Source organism: bacterium, from assembly GCA_030649025.1.
Taxonomy (GTDB): domain Bacteria; phylum Patescibacteriota; class Minisyncoccia; order JAUYLV01; family JAUYLV01; genus JAUSGO01.
The window spans coordinates 1-16,183 of the sequence record JAUSGO010000002.1; the positions used below are offsets into that span (position 1 = coordinate 1).

General features: G+C 47.9%; 17 protein-coding genes and 1 pseudogene. 9 read left to right on the forward strand and 9 right to left on the reverse strand.

Annotated features, from left to right (window positions below; genetic code table 11):
• The 9 genes from Q7S09_00025 to Q7S09_00065 form a co-directional block, all read left to right on the forward strand.
• A partial coding sequence (locus Q7S09_00025) for an NADH-quinone oxidoreductase subunit D (protein ID MDO8557567.1) occupies positions 1–387 on the forward strand: 387 nt, incomplete at its 5' end.
• A gap of 27 nt (positions 388–414) precedes the next feature.
• Positions 415–1,353, forward strand: a complete 939-nt coding sequence (locus Q7S09_00030; GenBank protein ID MDO8557568.1) for an NADH-quinone oxidoreductase subunit H — start codon at positions 415–417, stop codon at positions 1,351–1,353.
• Between the two features lies 1 nt (position 1,354).
• Positions 1,355–1,657 carry a hypothetical protein gene (locus Q7S09_00035; protein MDO8557569.1) on the forward strand — a complete coding sequence of 101 codons (303 nt, stop codon included), beginning with the start codon at positions 1,355–1,357 and terminating at the stop codon, positions 1,655–1,657.
• Between the two features lies 1 nt (position 1,658).
• Positions 1,659–2,135 (forward strand): 4Fe-4S binding protein, encoded by a 477-nt coding sequence (locus Q7S09_00040; GenBank protein ID MDO8557570.1) that lies wholly within the window; start codon positions 1,659–1,661, stop codon positions 2,133–2,135.
• A gap of 90 nt (positions 2,136–2,225) precedes the next feature.
• The gene (locus tag Q7S09_00045; protein MDO8557571.1) at positions 2,226–2,717 is read left to right on the forward strand and encodes an NADH-quinone oxidoreductase subunit J; all 492 of its coding nucleotides are present in this window, start codon (positions 2,226–2,228) and stop codon (positions 2,715–2,717) included.
• Positions 2,718–2,735: 18 nt separating this feature from the next.
• On the forward strand, positions 2,736–3,032 hold the full coding sequence (gene nuoK, locus Q7S09_00050; protein ID MDO8557572.1) for an NADH-quinone oxidoreductase subunit NuoK: 297 nt from the start codon (positions 2,736–2,738) through the stop codon (positions 3,030–3,032).
• Positions 3,033–3,376: 344 nt separating this feature from the next.
• A complete protein-coding gene (locus tag Q7S09_00055) occupies positions 3,377–5,344 on the forward strand; it encodes an NADH-quinone oxidoreductase subunit L (protein ID MDO8557573.1) in 1,968 nt (655 codons plus the stop codon).
• A gap of 50 nt (positions 5,345–5,394) precedes the next feature.
• A complete protein-coding gene (locus tag Q7S09_00060) occupies positions 5,395–6,834 on the forward strand; it encodes an NADH-quinone oxidoreductase subunit M (GenBank protein MDO8557574.1) in 1,440 nt (479 codons plus the stop codon).
• Positions 6,835–6,837: 3 nt separating this feature from the next.
• The gene (locus tag Q7S09_00065; GenBank protein MDO8557575.1) at positions 6,838–8,256 is read left to right on the forward strand and encodes an NADH-quinone oxidoreductase subunit N; all 1,419 of its coding nucleotides are present in this window, start codon (positions 6,838–6,840) and stop codon (positions 8,254–8,256) included.
• A gap of 67 nt (positions 8,257–8,323) precedes the next feature.
• Here Q7S09_00065 and Q7S09_00070 read toward each other — a convergent pair whose 3' ends face one another.
• From Q7S09_00070 to rpmE, 9 genes and pseudogenes are all read right to left on the reverse strand, one after another.
• Positions 8,324–9,571, reverse strand: a complete 1,248-nt coding sequence (locus tag Q7S09_00070; GenBank protein MDO8557576.1) for an FAD-dependent oxidoreductase — start codon at positions 9,569–9,571, stop codon at positions 8,324–8,326.
• A gap of 95 nt (positions 9,572–9,666) precedes the next feature.
• Complete coding sequence (locus tag Q7S09_00075; GenBank protein MDO8557577.1) at positions 9,667–9,939, reverse strand: ferredoxin; 273 nt, start codon at positions 9,937–9,939, stop codon at positions 9,667–9,669.
• A gap of 112 nt (positions 9,940–10,051) precedes the next feature.
• The gene (locus Q7S09_00080; GenBank protein MDO8557578.1) at positions 10,052–10,708 is read right to left on the reverse strand and encodes an alpha/beta fold hydrolase; all 657 of its coding nucleotides are present in this window, start codon (positions 10,706–10,708) and stop codon (positions 10,052–10,054) included.
• Between the two features lie 26 nt (positions 10,709–10,734).
• Complete coding sequence (locus Q7S09_00085; protein MDO8557579.1) at positions 10,735–11,766, reverse strand: cytochrome b N-terminal domain-containing protein; 1,032 nt, start codon at positions 11,764–11,766, stop codon at positions 10,735–10,737.
• Entirely contained in the window at positions 11,738–12,199 is a 462-nt protein-coding gene (locus Q7S09_00090) for a hypothetical protein (protein ID MDO8557580.1), read from the reverse strand. Before Q7S09_00090 ends, Q7S09_00085 begins: the two co-directional genes overlap by 29 nt.
• A gap of 97 nt (positions 12,200–12,296) precedes the next feature.
• Positions 12,297–13,544, reverse strand: coding sequence for a hypothetical protein (locus Q7S09_00095; GenBank protein ID MDO8557581.1), 1,248 nt, complete (start codon positions 13,542–13,544; stop codon positions 12,297–12,299).
• Positions 13,545–13,680: 136 nt separating this feature from the next.
• Entirely contained in the window at positions 13,681–13,983 is a 303-nt protein-coding gene (locus tag Q7S09_00100; protein MDO8557582.1) for a hypothetical protein, read from the reverse strand.
• Between the two features lie 620 nt (positions 13,984–14,603).
• Positions 14,604–15,656: a peptide chain release factor 1 gene (prfA, locus tag Q7S09_00105; protein MDO8557583.1), complete on the reverse strand. Its 1,053-nt coding sequence runs from the start codon at positions 15,654–15,656 to the stop codon at positions 14,604–14,606.
• Between the two features lie 128 nt (positions 15,657–15,784).
• Positions 15,785–15,985, reverse strand: a pseudogene (gene rpmE, locus Q7S09_00110) (50S ribosomal protein L31).
• Between the last annotated feature and the right edge of the window lie 198 nt (positions 15,986–16,183).

Sequence of the window (16,183 nt, forward strand, 5' to 3'; positions counted from 1 at the left end):
GAGGGAGACTGCTGGGCGCGTACAAAAGTGCGCATTGAAGAAATGCGCCAGAGCGCAAGTATCATCCGTCAGCTGCTCGCAAAACTTCCCGAAGGAGATATCGTTGCGGGTCCTTTTCTTGAAGATAGGACGGGAAACCAAATGCTAAAGGCCTACACCCTGCGCCTTCCGGCAGGGGAGTGCTTTGCGCGGCAAGAGTTACCGCGAGGCGAAGGAGCTATTTATATGATATCCGATGGGGGCATGAAGCCGTATCGCTTTCGCATGCGAAGCCCCGCGTTCTGCAACCTCTCTCTTATTACACATCTTATTAAGAACGTGAAAATAGCCGATATGATAGCGATTCTTGGAAGTATAGACCTCGTATACGGAGAGATAGACCGCTAATGAGAAATATCCAATATCTAATTTCTAATGTTGCAACAAATTTTTATCATCGCCCTCTATGCCACTGCAATTTCCGCGTTCATCGGAGGATTTGCCGCATTTGGGGGCCTTGCAGAACGCAAAATCATCGGACGCATCCATTCGCGTTATGGACCGACCATGACCGGACCCTATGGCCTTTTGCAGACCGTGGCAGATGCGCTCAAGTTCATTGCCAAGAAACCCCTTATCCCGCGGCTTGCGGATAGAGCGTTATTCATTGTCATCCCTATTCTCATGGTCGCCCTGCCCTTCACCATTTTTGTCGTACTGCCCTGGGGCAATACGCCCGTGTGGTCTTTCAAATACGATCTGCTTTTTATCATCTCGCTTCTTGCCATAAACCCCATCCTCATTTTGCTGGGTGCATGGGCAGGAAATAGCAAATATGCAACGCTCGGGGGACTGCGCGCCGTTTCCCAGATCCTTGCTTATGAAGGCGTACTCTTTGTATCACTTTTGCCTCTCGTGTATGTTTCCGGTTCTTTTTCTATCGTCGATATCGTAAAATATCAGCAGGCGCATACCTGGTTGCTCGTTCTCCAGCCCATCTCGTTCTTTCTTTTTCTTGTAGCACTCGTTGCCATATCCGAGCGCCAGCCCTTTGACCTTCCCGAAGCGGAATCCGAGCTTGTGCAGGGATGGATGACCGAATATGGTGGCGTATTTTTTGCGATGATACTGCTGGCGCAATATGTTACCTTGTGGGTAGGAGCGGTATCACTTGCGGCATTATTCTTTGGCGGCTGGGGAGACATGTTCGGAGTTCCAGGGTTTATCATAAAAATCATTCTCGGAGTCCTTATATTCATCTACTTCCGCGCAACGTATTTCCGTCTGCGCATCGATCAACTGCTCGCCTTTACCTGGAAATGGCTTATTCCGATTGGGATTTTAAATTTATTACTAGTCGTGTTTATTTTTTGATATGAACCTTATTTCAAAAATTAATTTTTGGTATGCTGTGGGGGTAATTGTCATGACGTTACTTTTAGCATCCCCTGGTTGTTTATTAGTCACTAAATTAACAACTACAGCCTTTTATCTTTCCGTGGTTAATTTTATATCTGCTATTGTGATATTTTTTAAAATTCTATCCCAGCGCAAACAGGCTACAAGGGAATTTAAAAGTATTTTAGTCAGTACTTTTTTATCCTTCGCTGCCATGATTATAGTTTTCGCATGGTATGTAGTTGGTTGTGTTTCATCAGCAGGCACTTTAGTAAGTTAATATGTCCTACCTCAAAATCCCCATTCTTTTCATAAAATCCTTCGCGCTTGCGGTGCAAAGTTCCTTTCGTAAACCCTGGACCATTCAGTATCCTAAGGATCGGCCGAAAATCCCTCATGGATACCGGGGGAGGGAAGTGGTGAACCACGAGACGTGCATTTCCTGCGCCAGATGCATGATGGTCTGTCCCGTGGAAGCCATAGACATGTATCACCCGGAGTCAAAAACCATCGCGAATACTCCCGATGAGATAGCAAAGCTCCCCCCTGGAGCTGTCGGCAAGCGACGTCCGGGAGTGGATCTGTCGCGCTGTATCTTCTGCGGCTATTGCGAGGAGATATGCCCCACAACCCCAAAATCTATTTCGCTCAAGGAGATATATGAACTTGCCGAAACCGAATACAGCAAAATGAAGCACCCCTCCACCGACCTTGACCCGCATTGGGTTGAAGGTAATTCAGAAGTGACACTCCCGTAATACCCCGATGCCAATATACGAATGAATGCGGATGTTACGAATAAAATTTCATTCGTTGCATTCGAATGCATTTGTTGATTAGCATCACATATGGAAACTTTCACTTTCTATATCTTCTCCCTATTCGCCGTTGCTTCACTTTGGATGCTACTTCGCGCGCGGCAGATCGTGCATGCCATCGCATGGTTTGCGGTGTTTCTTATTATTACCGCAATTTTCTTTGGGCTTTTACGCGCACCGTTTTTGGCGCTGGGACAACTCATTATCTTCACCGGTGGTATGATCGCGATACTGCTTATCGGAATATCGTTTTCGGGGATGGATTCGCAAATCGGCGAATTACGAATTACGAATTACGAATTACGAAAAAATCATGGGTGGTACAAGATATTAAGCCTGTTTTTTCTTCTAACGCTGTTTATTTCCTTAAAGCTCTTTTTTGCAAAAAACGCTTTGGAATTACCGGCAAGCGGTCTTGCTTTTCAGCTTTTCGGAACCTACTGGCCGCTTATCGCCGTTATCTTATTGATGTTTCTTTCCGCGCTGCTCTCGGCGGTATACTTCCTTAAGAAAGAGGACTAAAGAATCATTATGAATTTGATGTCTTACATACTCCTATCGCTAACGCTCTTTGCGTTCGGAGCATACGGAGTTTTGGTTTCCAAACACCTTCTTAAAATATTTATTTTTTTGGAAGTGATGACCGCCGCGGCAAATCTGCTTATTGCGGCGTTTGCTGCCTACAATCGTATTAATGCCGTGTTGGGGCAAGCGCTGATTGTCATAGTGTGGACGGTATCTGTCGCAAACGCGGTGGTATTCGTAGCGCTTGCCATTTACCTCTGGAAAAAATACGGGACGGTCAATGTTGACGACCTGCGGGAGTTAAAAAACTAGTTTTAAATATGAACGATTTAAAGCAAAATAAAAATATACTATTCGGCTTACTTTTGTTACTCGGAAGCTGTGTCGTATTTGTATACGAGAAATACTTTTATGTAACGCCGGTCTGCTCCGGATACTCATTCTTTCAAGGGTTTAGCCTAATTTTAATAATCTTGCTGTCGGGCGCTTTAATGAATGGCGTGTGGGCATTCATTGAGATGCTACGTTTTCGTAAAGAGCCAACTCCCAAAATAGCTTTTGGAATTGTTGTAATAGCCGGAACTTTTCTACTGTTTTCTTTTGGAAATTTGGGGTGTTATTTCGGCGGACCCATAGTATCCTAAAGTCTTAAATCCTTGATTTTCATTTTTCTCACCATCTTTTCATACTTCGCGGCGTTTCTTGTGATCTTTGCCCTCGGTAGGCGCAAAAACGCATACGCGGACAAGATCGCCCTTGCCGCTTCGGCAATAAGCCTTGCGGCGTTCTTCGTTATGCTGTTTGTGCCCTCGCTACAAGGTGAATTTATATTTGCGTCATACCGTATTTCTGCCATAGAATTCGACTTCGGGTTTTTAACAGACAAGCTTGCACTTCTCATGGGCGGCATCGTATCGTTCGTGACCACGCTTGTGCTTCTCTATTCGCGCGACTACATGCGCCAGGACCCCGAGAAGGGAAGATTTTTTGCGCTTCTTTGCTTTTTTGCCGGCTCCATGCTGGGCATCGTCTATTCCGTGTCATTCGTACAGCTTTTCATTTTTTGGGAGCTTGTGGGACTTTCCAGTTATTTCCTCATCGGATTCTGGTGGAAGGACCCCGCGGTCTCGTCATCGGCCCGGAAAGTATTTACCACCATCGTCGTAGGCGATGTGCTGTTACTGCTTGGTTTTTTGATACTCGGTAGTGCGTTTGGCACTTTCACCTTCAGTGAGATACTTCAGGAGCACCTTCATGTAGCGTTACCAGCGACTGGTGTCTTTTTGGTATTGCTGGGCGCATTTACCAAGTCTGCCCAACTTCCCTTCACCATGTGGCTTCCGTGGGCTATGGAAGGGCCAACGCCCGTAAGTGCGCTTTTGCATTCCGCCACGATGGTAAAGGCCGGAGTATTTCTGATCGCGCGTATCTTGCCGCTTGTTTTTGCGGCGCATTTAACCGGGTTTGTTGTCGTGTTTGCGTTGCTTACCGTTTTTGTCGCATCTTTGGCGGCGCTTGTCGAAGAAGATATCAAGCGAATCCTTGCGTATTCCACCATAAGCCAGCTTGGTTTCATTGCGCTCGGTCTTGGTCTTGGTGCATACGGAGCCTCTCTCTTTCACTTGTTCAACGACGCATTCTACAAGGCCCTTCTCTTCTTGGGAGCGGGAGTTATTATCCACGCAGGCGGATCGCGGAACATTTTTGAATTAAAACAGCTACATTGGGCTCGGGAAAAGACATTTTTACTGCTTACCATTATTGGCGTACTGGGACTTTCCGGTCTCCCGCCGTTCAATGGATTTTTCTCAAAGGACCTCATTATTGATGCCGCAAAAGAATCCGGCAACTTGGGTCTTTTTGTCCTCACGCTTGTTGCCGCGTTCCTTTCGGCTCTTTATATCTCGCGCTGGATATTTCTGATTCTGCGGAATGTTTCAAAAAAAGAGGAAGGAGTGGGGCCGGAGCGCGGAAATTTTTCATGGAGTACAAAAATTCCCATGGGAATGTTGGCTTTAGGAGTTTTAATGACCGGGTGGTTCTCCAAGCAATTTTTCTCATGGGTAGGTGGCGGTGAACCGTCCTACCATTTGCCACTGAGCCTGCTGTCGATACTGCTTGTTTCCGCGGCATTTTGTATTTCCTATCTGGCGTACTTCGAGAAAGTGATTTCTCCCGACAGACTGGCTCTATTATGTTCCGGGGTATATCGGCTGTTTCGCGCGAAATTCGGATTACCTTGGTTTTACGGAATTCTCGGAAGATTTTTTTATGCGCTTGGACAGGCGCTGGGAGAATTTGATAGATATGTCATTGATAGCGCACTGCATGGCGTGGCATTCGTAGGAAGGGGCGTCTCAGCCTTTTGTTTCATGCTTGACAGAAAGCTTTTGAACGGCGCATTGGAGCTTACGGTGCGAGCGGTGACAAAACTCTGTTTTGGTTCATATGCGTTCGATATGTCGTATGTAGATAGGATCGTGAGAAGTTTTTACGATATTCTCGCCGCATCCTCCGGATTTTCCAGAAGGATTATCTCCGGATCCATAGCAAGCTATGTTGCCGCGCTGCTCATTGCCGTTATTTTTTCGGTTCTTTTTCTGAACGGAGTCCTTGCAAAATAATCCCAACGCCAGACATTATTTTTATTTTATTATTATAATCAATCCTTGTTATGCTCCCACTCCTTATAGCAGTACCATTTCTTGGCGCCGGCATCATATTCGTAGCGCCCCGCGCATCGGCAAAGCGCATTGCGACGGCCTTCGCATCGCTCATGTTTGCGGGCGGCCTTTTGACTTTGCCGCTTTTCCATCTTGGCCAAAAAGGCTTTCAGTTTTTAAGCGCGTGGGACTGGATTCCTTCGATCGGCATTTCATTTAAAGTCGGCGTGGATGGCTTAAGCTACCCCCTGGTGCTCCTTACTCTATTTCTTGGATTCATCGTAACCCTTTTGCCATTTCCTCATGTCCCGGAAGGCGTCGAGCGCAAAGAGCGGGCATACTGGGGAATCTTGCTTCTGCTCATTGGGGTCATCGTCGGGGTTTTCGTCTCGCTTGATCTTTTTGTCTTTTATATCTTTTGGGAGCTTGTGCTGGTATTCATGTTTTTCCTCATCATGCTTTGGGGAGGGGAGAATCGCCGGTATGCCGGTATGAAGTTTTTCATCTACACGCAGGCGGCATCCCTCATCATGCTTGTGGGGATCATCGCGCTTTATTTGTATGCGGGCATGCATACGTTCGATCTTACACAACTTGCGAATGCATCGCTTCCATTCCGTCTGCAATACATGATCATGTGGGCATTTCTCATCTCATTCTTTGTTAAAATACCGGCGGTGCCATTCCATACGTGGCTTCCCGATGCGCACGTTGAAGCACCCACGGCAGGCTCGGTTTTGCTCGCCGGCGTGCTTTTAAAAATGGGGGCATACGGCATTCTTCGAATTCCTGGCACGATAACCCCCGATGCCCTGCACTCTATTGCCTGGGGACTCGGGATATTCGCCTTCATCTCTATCGTATATGGAGCGCTGGTTTCGCTTGCGCAAGATAACATAAAGCGGCTCATTGCTTATTCAAGCGTCAATCACATGGGATATGCGCTTTTGGGCATCGCCGCCTTCACTCCGCTTGCCTATCAAGGCGCGGTGTATGTGATGGTGAGCCACGGAGTGCTTGCAGGACTTCTCTTTGCCCTTGCCGGAGCCATTCATGACAAGACAGGCACCTTCTCTATTGCGCGCCTCAAGGGTCTTATGGAAAAAATGCCGCGACTCTCATGGATATTCGTCATAGCGGCGCTTGGTTCCATGGGAGTGCCCGCGATGTCCGGTTTTGTCTCGGAATTCATGGTCTTTGCCGGCTCCTACTCCGTGTACGGAGGATTATTGCTGATACCTCTTTTGGGCGGCGTTGTGATAACCGCGGGATATTTTTTGTGGACACTTGAACGCGTATTTTTTGGCGCGTCAACGCCGGAGTGGGGGAGTCTTGTCGATATAACCCGACGCATGGCCGTACCATTTGTCGTGCTCGCTGCCGTATCGTTGTTTCTCGGTCTTTATCCGACATGGCTGCTTTCCATAGTTCAAGCTTCTAGATTTTTCTAAACCGTGATTACCTTTCTTCCCATTCCCATAGGCGCAGTCCTTATTCTTCTCTTGCATCTTTTGCGCATGCCGAAGCGCTGGTTTTTAGGCGTTTTTTACGGGGCGCTTACTTTTGCATTCGTAACCAATGTCGCGGAGTGGGGAAGTGGAGTGCGCGAAATAGGCCAGATATTCAGGATAGATGATTTTACAAGGTTTTTTGCCCTACTATTTATTTTTGTTATTTTTCTTGCCGCACTCTCACTGAACTCTCAAGTGCCGACGCATCGAAGTACGGCAGAAGACAACGCCATCATCCTGTCGCTTCTGCTCCTTGCTTCTTTCGCCATGACACTTGTCGCTTCCTCAACGAGCGTCATTTCGCTTTTCCTCTCTATGGAGTTTCTTGCCATCGCATTCTATGAACTCGTAGCATTAAAAAAAGATATAATCGGCATGGAGGCGGCAATAAAGTTTTTCGTGGTCGGCGTATTTTCTTCCCTGCTTTTTTTGCTCGGAGCAGGGTTCTATTATGGAGCTCTGGGTACAACGGATTTTTCGGCACTGGCCGGGGCATCCTATACGCCATTTCTTGTCTCCTCTCTCGTACTCATGCTTGCCGGTATCGGGTTCAAAATGAGCCTTTTCCCGCTCAATTTATGGCTCCCTGACGTGTATGAGGGGGCACCAAGCCCCATTACTGCCATTCTTGCGGGAGCCGCTAAAAAGGCCGGTTTTGCTGCCTACATGAGGTTTTTAACCCCCTTAATGCTTCCTGCGCTCCGATTCAAGTATTTCTCTTTGGAAAGCATGGCATCCACTTCTTGGCACACGCTCATAGCTCTTATTGCCGCCTCCACAATGCTTTTTGGAGCTATCGCGGCGGTCTTGCAGCAGAATGTGAAACGACTTATTGCCTATTCCATCATTTCCCATGCCGGTTTTATCGCGATAGGACTTGCGGCCGGGACCAGACTTGGATACACGGCGGCTTTTCTGCACATCTGTATCCATGCATTGATGGCTCTCGGCACATTCTTAATGATCTCAATACTCGAAGAGAAAGGTCTTCGCACGCTCGATGACTACAACGGCCTTGCAAAACGGAATTCCTTATTTGCGTTTACGTTCACCCTGTTTCTTGCCTCACTTACCGGTATACCGCCACTTGCGGGGTTTTTTTCCAAGTTCCTGCTTTGGACAAGCGCGGTGAATGCCGGCATGACATGGCTTGTTGTCGTTGCCGTTACAACCTCATTAATCTCCTCCTATTTCTATTTCATTGTTCTCCGACGCATATACGGATACGAAGCTTCGGAAAAGGCCCTATCCTTGCAGCTGACTACGCCGCAAATCGTCTCCATCGCGCTCCCCGCAGTGCTCATTGTACTCTTTGGACTTTTTCCTAACAGGTTACTGAATCTTATTAGTACATTGCTCTAGGACTGCTTAGAAACAAAAAAACGCTTTGGAGCGTTTTTTTGTTTGCTGTGTTTTATCTTGTGGAACTCTATGCGGGCGAAGCGGTTGCCAGACTTCGTAGATCAACGGAAGGGTCCGCAAGTTTTTCGCGCAGGGATGAAATGTCACGCTGGTCGGTGATGAATTTTGACACCCACGGAAGTTCTGGGGTCATGTTGAATTGCGTTGCCCCGACAATGCGGTTGTTCTTAATGATGAAGCGAGAGATTTTTCCAGAGGCTCTAGAGCCGCGCTCAATCACTTCCTTGTCGGGCGTTACGCGCACATTGCCGACAAAACAAATGGAGAGTCCCAATCCCTGCGTAGTGTATGCGGAGAGCGTCTTAAATACCGTTTTTTTGCCCGTCATGTTCATAGCGGCGCATCTTCCGTGCATCATGGCGTTTGCCCAATTTCCAAGCTGTACTCGCTCGCCCAGTATCACATCAAAATATGCCGCACAGTCTCCTGCCGCCCAAACATCGGGTAAGGACGTTTCCATGTATTCGTTGGTCTCGATAGCCCTCTCTCCTTTTAGACCGGAGGCTTTGAATGGCGCCAGGCGGTCCACAACGCCAATGCCGACAGAGATGAAACCGGTTTTCAATTCCCTTCCCTTGTTTGTTTTGACCGACTCGACCCGTTCTCCGCCCAGCACTTCCGTAACTTCCTCTTCATATAAAATCTCAACGCCGCTTTTTTTTAGCACGTCTTCTATTAAACGGCCGGACGGTTCATCCAACAAGATCTGCCAATAGTAGGGTTCGCGAAGCATTACCGTTGGCTTCATATTGCGCTTTATCATGATGTCGCAAAGCTCAAACGTAATGAACCCTCCGCCGATAAGAAGCCCCTCCTTGAGCGTTTCAAATTCCGCCATAATGCCCCGAGCATCATCCAGCGTGCGAAGATAATAAATTCCTTTTTTGTCGCTTCCGGGTATGGTCCATTTGCGCGGCGTACCGCCCAGAGCCAAGAGAAGCTTTTCATACTGCAACGCCTCTCCGTTCGAGAGGGAAACTTCCTTTTTTACAGCATCGAGCCCCAGCGCAGTTACCCCCTTGGAATATGCGATGTTTTTATCCGTATAAAAAGATTCTTTCTTTAGCCATACCGAATCTTCCGTAAGCTTCTTCAGCATGTAATTCTCCTTGGAGAGCGCGATGCGGGAATAAAAAATATACGGCTCGTCTCCCACGAGCGCAATGGATGCTTGCGGATCAAGACTTCTTAACGTCTCTGCCGCGGTGGTACCCGCAACGCCTCCGCCGACTATCACGTACTTAAAATTTTGCATAGCAAAATTTTCAATATCCAATAACAAATTTCTAATATCTAATCAAATCTTGCCATTGAATATTAGCTATTGGGAATTTGGCATTCCCGAAGCGGTTATGCTTCCGGATACACCTGCTTCCCCGTCTCGTCGTACAGAAATATAGCCTTGGTGGGGCAGGATTGGGCCGCAAGAAGCAGGTTGCCGTCATCGATGGCGGCCACGTTAAGCTCTGATACATCGGTAAGATCGGATGTGGGACCGCTCTTTTTGGGAAGCACGGCCTTATTCTCCGCATCCAACGAGAACACGTCCGGATATATTGCCACACAGCTTGCCGCGCCGATGCACAGCGCCCGGTCTACTTTCAGTTTTGTTATTTTTGCCATAATCTCTAAGGTCACGAATGATGCGAATAGTACGCGAATAACGCGAATTCACGAATAAGACTGCTAAGCATTCGTGAATCTGTACATTCGTGTAGTATCTGTAAATTCGTGATTATTGAATTTGTTTTTCCATCCACTCCGCTATCTGCCCCGTAAGTTCGGTATGTGCTTCAAAGATTTTTACGCCATGTCCTCCGGTTTCAAACTCTTGATACCAGAGATTTGCACGTTGCACGCCGGGTTCTTTGATGAGTTTTTGCGCGTCAGGATACGACGGGTCATCTTTTGTGGTGATGAGAGCCAGTGGACGATGGTATTCTACCATAACGTCATCCGTCCGCAACCCAAAGTAATTAAGTCCGGGGGAGAGGAGTATGGCGGCTTTTACCTCAAAATGGTCCGCGGCATAGGCAAGTGCGAGATTTGCACCTATGGAACTACCCACGACCACAAATTTCCCGTTCGGCGTTTCTCGTTTTAGAAAATCCATCGCGGCCGTAATGTCATAATACATCGTGTGGTAGTCTTCAAACTGATCGAATTTCAGGTCTTTTTTCTTGCCAAACCCTCCGCTCTTACCGTGCCCTCGAAGGTCAATAGCAAGCGTGTTCCATCCTTTCTTTTCAAGTGTTCCGCAAAAATCTTTCCACATCGCATGGTCGCGTCCGCGCTGGTGGAGAAGAAGTGCGGCTTTTGAACTTCCCGGCACCTGATGCCAATCTCCGAAAATCGTTGTATCGTCAATGGTTTTTAGAGATAACTCTGACATGTTCCGGGTTTTAGGCTTCTTGTGCTTCAATGCGCCACTTGTTCCTGCTGTTCGATAAAATGCTCCGTATGCGCAACCTGTGGCGCAAGCGTCGCCCAGAAAGAGAGCGAGATAACTATTGCGATAGCGATAAGATAAATATATACGCCCCAATCAGCTCCGGCGCGGTCTTTGGTAAAAAGCGGAATGAGAATGAAGATGAGAAAAAGCACCGGTGGCGCGATCACAATAGGCGTAAGCCCCCAGACATTCTCGATCGCCACAACCCATAACAGCCACCATGGCGGTTTTGTAACCTCGAGGCCCGCATAAGGAGAGGAGAGCAGGGGAGCGGGAAGCAGAATGGAAAGTGCTACAATGGCCACGCATGCAACGCCCACAAGCCATAAAATTTTCCGCACCGACGGAGAGGAAAAAAATCCGGGTTGGGGCGCGAGTTGTCCGCGGATTGCGGCATCCGTCACTTTCTTCCACGGAGCTATAAGCGCCCGGAACGTCGGCGCAAAAAGGCCATGCAACACGATAAGAGAAATAATACCGAAGGGCAGTAAAACGGCATGCAACACAAAGAATCTGAAAAGCGCATTATGTTGGGAGAAAAAATCGGTGACGAACTCCGTATAGGGCATGTAGCTAGCCACAATGCCCGTAGTGCCTATGAAAAAGTGCGAGTAGGCTTCCAGCGCCTCCTGGTCTCCGCGCATAAAGGTGCCGATGAGCATCTCTGCGCTAACCATGATGAGCATCCCCACGCCTATCCACCAAGCATATCTCCTGGCTTTGCCGGATGGTTTGGTGAGCGCCACACGCGTCATATGGAGGAAAAGGGTGAACAGAAAAATATCTGAAGCCCAGGCATGGAAATTTCGAACGAATGCCGTAATGGGGTTCCCCATGATAGTAATCATGCTTTGATATGTCTCTTCGGGCTGGGCGCTGTAAAAAAGAGAGAGCACAATACCCGATACTATCAGGAGCAGAAGCAGCACCATAAGCAAACCGCCAAGCACTGTGCCGGTCTGTTGAAGCTCAGATTTTATTTTTTGGATAGTGAGCATAATTTTTATCATGAGACCTCAAGGCGAGAACTATAATTAAAAGCGCGACGCTCCCAATGAGATAAGGTATTTTCGTAGTTATGTCAAGAAGTAAAATTTCTTTTTCTGCATTCACTAAATCAATTGTATTTAATTCAGTTCCATTACAAATCCAGGGCCAGTTAAGATAATTTTCTGTATCCGAGCGAATCCTCTGTGTATAAATAAGATACGTCCTGCCTACATCTAAGTTACTATAAGTATGCGTTATTCCAAAACCATCCTCATCAGTAGTAATTAGCATTATCTCGACACTTTTACCTGAAATTCCTTTCCACGACCTTAAAGTTTCGAAGATGCCAGTTATTCTCAGCTGACCCTTGTCAGAGTCCTCACTAATTTTTACTAGCCTCCCAACAAAGACCGCGTCTGATGATTTTAGTAGTTCAGACACGGAACGCGTCCCGCATGAGTATTGTCCGAACATTTCTGCGGGCAAGCTCAGTAGAAAAAAAATAGATAGAGTAAGACCTAGTTTTCTTAAAAACATATCAGAGATTTTCGGGATGTCCCTCTGCTGGGATACTTTGAGAACCTTCTCTGGGTGCATTAGGAATCTTAGCGCCATCTGAAACTGGGACACTGGATATAGGCTGTGGGCGACGGGGATAGAAAAGGAGCATCATACCAAAAATAAACGCGGAGAGAGCGGCGAATTTTACGACAGAGCGCGTCTCTTCTTCTTTCTGCACATCGTGCACAAGTTGGGCAACCTGATCACGCGTGAGGCCGGGAATCATCTCTGTATCGCCGTGGCCCGGAGCATGCGTAATGCCACCCTCCCCGGGCAGTACCTCGATTATAAATGGTAATGCGGTTATTTGCTCTTTTCGTTGTACTTGCAGCCACCCTTTGTAGACTCCGGCTTCTGGAAATGATGTATTGAATACGATGTTGGGCCCAAAACGCAACTTCGAGCGCTCGGCAGAATCTTCGGGAATCTCGGCTTCGGGATGCGCGTGCAAATACTCAAGCGATTCCTCGGATAGTATGACAAGATGCGCGGGTGAGGCCAAATATACTTCAATATCGTCGATGGGCGTGCCCAACACGGCATCATCCAATCGGAACGTGAGTCGCGCGTCTTCTCCAACGCGAAGCGTTGAGGGGGTTGTTCGAAGATCAAGTCGTATATTTCCAACAGTGACAGGGAATTGCGAAAGCTTCAAAAACGGCTGTATGAACGCGCCGCTCCCTACTTGGATATCCTTACGAAGAAGAATACCGTCCGTTCCCGTGGGTTTCAAATCGAAAAAAAGCGAATACGTCAGTTCGCGCGGATAGATAAAATTTTTAAGCACAAACGTACCGTCCGGCTGTAACGCGGGATGTTCATGAAAGAATTCTACCAAGTCAGAGCTGACCATAATGAGGTGGAGCTCTTTGTCATGCGTGACTTCAAAACTTTTTATCTGCCTACCGGCCTCCTTCTCGCTAAATGTAAACTGCATGGTTAGCGGCGTTGTTGCCTGCAGGGATGCCGGCGTGATAGATACCTCAAAAAATGCGCTCATATCCGCGCCTCCACCATGGTCATCTTGTCCGCCCATCGCACCTTCTTCGCCATGTCCATGTCCAACCTTCGCATCGGGCAAGCCGATTTGAGTGGCAGGATGCATGGCGTCAGTGGAGCCGCCATGGTCGCCAGCTGCAAAAACAATGCCCCCGTTCTCGAGGGTCATCAAAAATAGGAAAACGGCCAGAACAGTGCCAAAGCTATAAATGCGATGGTTTCTCACGATATACAGTATACGCCGCTTATTGCAGTTTCCCAAGAGTGGTTTTCCCCACCGTATCCGGCAGGAGAAGTCCGATACATTTACCGATACCGAGCTACAAAATAAATAAAATAAAGCTGAAGGAGACCTTTTTCCTTCAGCTGTCCGGGAAGAGAGGGCGCTGCCTCTCCCTTTCTTTTTTTGCGCGCCGAGTTTTTATTTGGCGCAGGGTGGCTTCTTGCGGAGGTTTTTTCCCGACTCCCTCGGCGCAAGATTGGCAGTAAGTATAACAGTAGTCGAAACGTCTGCCTTCCAGGAATGTCTGCCGATACGCTTTGGTGAGAGCCGGGATATCACAGCCGCACTTGTCGCACTTGAAGACTTTGGTAGTAACCACCCATTCCTCAGTAACTCGGCGGGATTGTCCGATGAGCAGTCCTTCTATTCTTCCGATTCTCATTTTTGCCTCCCAATCTCATATTAGCTCATTATTTTATAAAAGTCAATAGGTACTTGACAAATAATAAACTAATGCTATAATGCTTAATGAGATCATAAAACATTGAAAAATCTGCTTATTTGTGAGAATACTACTGGGTCTGTGGGGGGCGGGGGTTTCCCAAGAATCCCGGGTTTCCCGGAAGATTCTTTACATAAAAAAGGCATTTGCCAAAGTATCTTTTTGAAGCACTCGCTTCCCCCTGACCTGGTAATTGAGTCTTGATGCTATCCGTTCTTGCATTGATAAAAATGCAAGATATAGTACCAAGAAGCGGGTGCGCAAGGGTGCATGTACTTTTAATCAAAACATCACAACACCTCTTTGCGCTCCCACTCCTTGGTACCTTAAGTTCTTTCCCGCCGGGTCGAAAAACCTAAGTAGGCCCTGGGGGAGCTTCCCTCCCCCTCCCACGCATATCAAGGGGGGCAGCATAATAACGCTGTTCCCCTCCCGTCTTTTTGAGAGCTTTGTTCTAAATTTTTACAAAGTTCTTAGAAAAATGGGATTTTGTATACCGATATAGCGAATCTAAAATCCGAGCATATGCTCGGATTTTAGTTACGGATTTTGTCAGGGGATCATAATTCGGTCTGCAGCGTTTCCACTACATCCTCAATGTTTCCTTCCATGATTGAAGGAAGGTTGTGCCACGAATGTTTTATACGGTGGTCCGTAACCCGGTCCTGCGGAAAATTATAGGTTCGTATTTTTTCTGAACGGTCCTGCGTCCCGATCTGTTCTCTTCGGGAATCTTTTTGCGTTTTTTCCGAGGCCGCAATTTTTGCCTCAAGAAGTTTGGCCCCCAATACCTCAAAAGCCCGCTCGCGGTTTGCGGCCTGGGAACGCTCTTCCTGCATGGCCACGATAATGCCGGTTGGTTTGTGGTGAATGCGGAATGCAGTCTCCACCTTGTTGACGTTCTGCCCCCCCGGACCCCCGGATCGGTATGTTTCCGTCTCGATGTCTTCAGGTCGGATCTGCACGTCTACCGTTTCGGCCTTGGGAAGTACGGCCACGGACGCGGTGGAGGTGTGCACTCTGCCCGATTTTTCTGTTTCCGGGATGCGTTGAACCCTGTGTACGCCCGATTCATGGCGCAAAAGACGGTAGCAATTTTTTCCGTCAATATCCATGACAACCTCCTTGATGCCTCCCAGATCCGTTGTGCTCCGGGAGATGACGCGTATTTTCCATCCCTTGCGCTCCGCAAAGCGGCTGTACATGCGGCGCAATTCCTCGGCAAAGAGCGCTGCTTCCCCGCCGCCCACGCCGCCGCGTATTTCCATAATGACGCTTGAGATATTTGACGGAGACACGATGCCCAAAGCCAGGCGGTCAAGTTCCTCCGAGAGCTCCTCGATATTTTTTTGGAGAGCTTTTTTTTCCTCTTCGGCAAGCTCCCGCATGTCCGAGCCCCCCGTCTGTATAAGTTCTTCTACGGTTTCAAGCTGACTTTCGGATTTTTCCAAAGATGATGCGCACCCGACGATTTTGGAAAGATCTCCGTAGCGCTTGGACAGGGTTTGCAGCGCGGCGGTGTCCGCGGTAATTTCTGGCTTTGCAAGCTCAAGTGAAAGCGCCGCGTGTTGAACGCGGGCTTTTTCAACGGCATCTTTGATGTCCTTCCTCATTTTTGTTTTTTTGAGATTTTCTTGCTTTTCACGCTCTTTACAACCGTTGGCGGAGTGGGAGAGGCGACCAGCAGATTCTCTACCCGGGGTTTTCTTATCCGCACTTTCTTCTTTCCTGCGTCCGCTTTTTTCTGCGCCATTTGTTTTTTAAACCGCTCAACGCGGCCTGCCGTATCGATAATTTTCCCCTTTCCGGTATAGAAAGGGTGGCACGCCGAACAGATTTCTATCTCGTACGACGCCTGGGTCGAGCCGACCGTAAACTTGTTTCCGCAAGCACAGGTGATAACCGCGTTTGGATAATATGTTGGATGAATGCCTTTTTTCATAACCGTCTAAGTTTTTGTGCCGTTTTAAGGGTAAAAACCTATCTTAATGCTATCTATAATAATGCGCTAGACACGCCCGCTTTCCAACATGCCGAGAAAAGAATAGTGCAAAAATTTAGCCGAGCATGACCCGGGGCATCGTAACATATCCGCAGTACCCTTGCAAGGGTTTCTGCTCTATGGTAAGGTGTCTGGCGT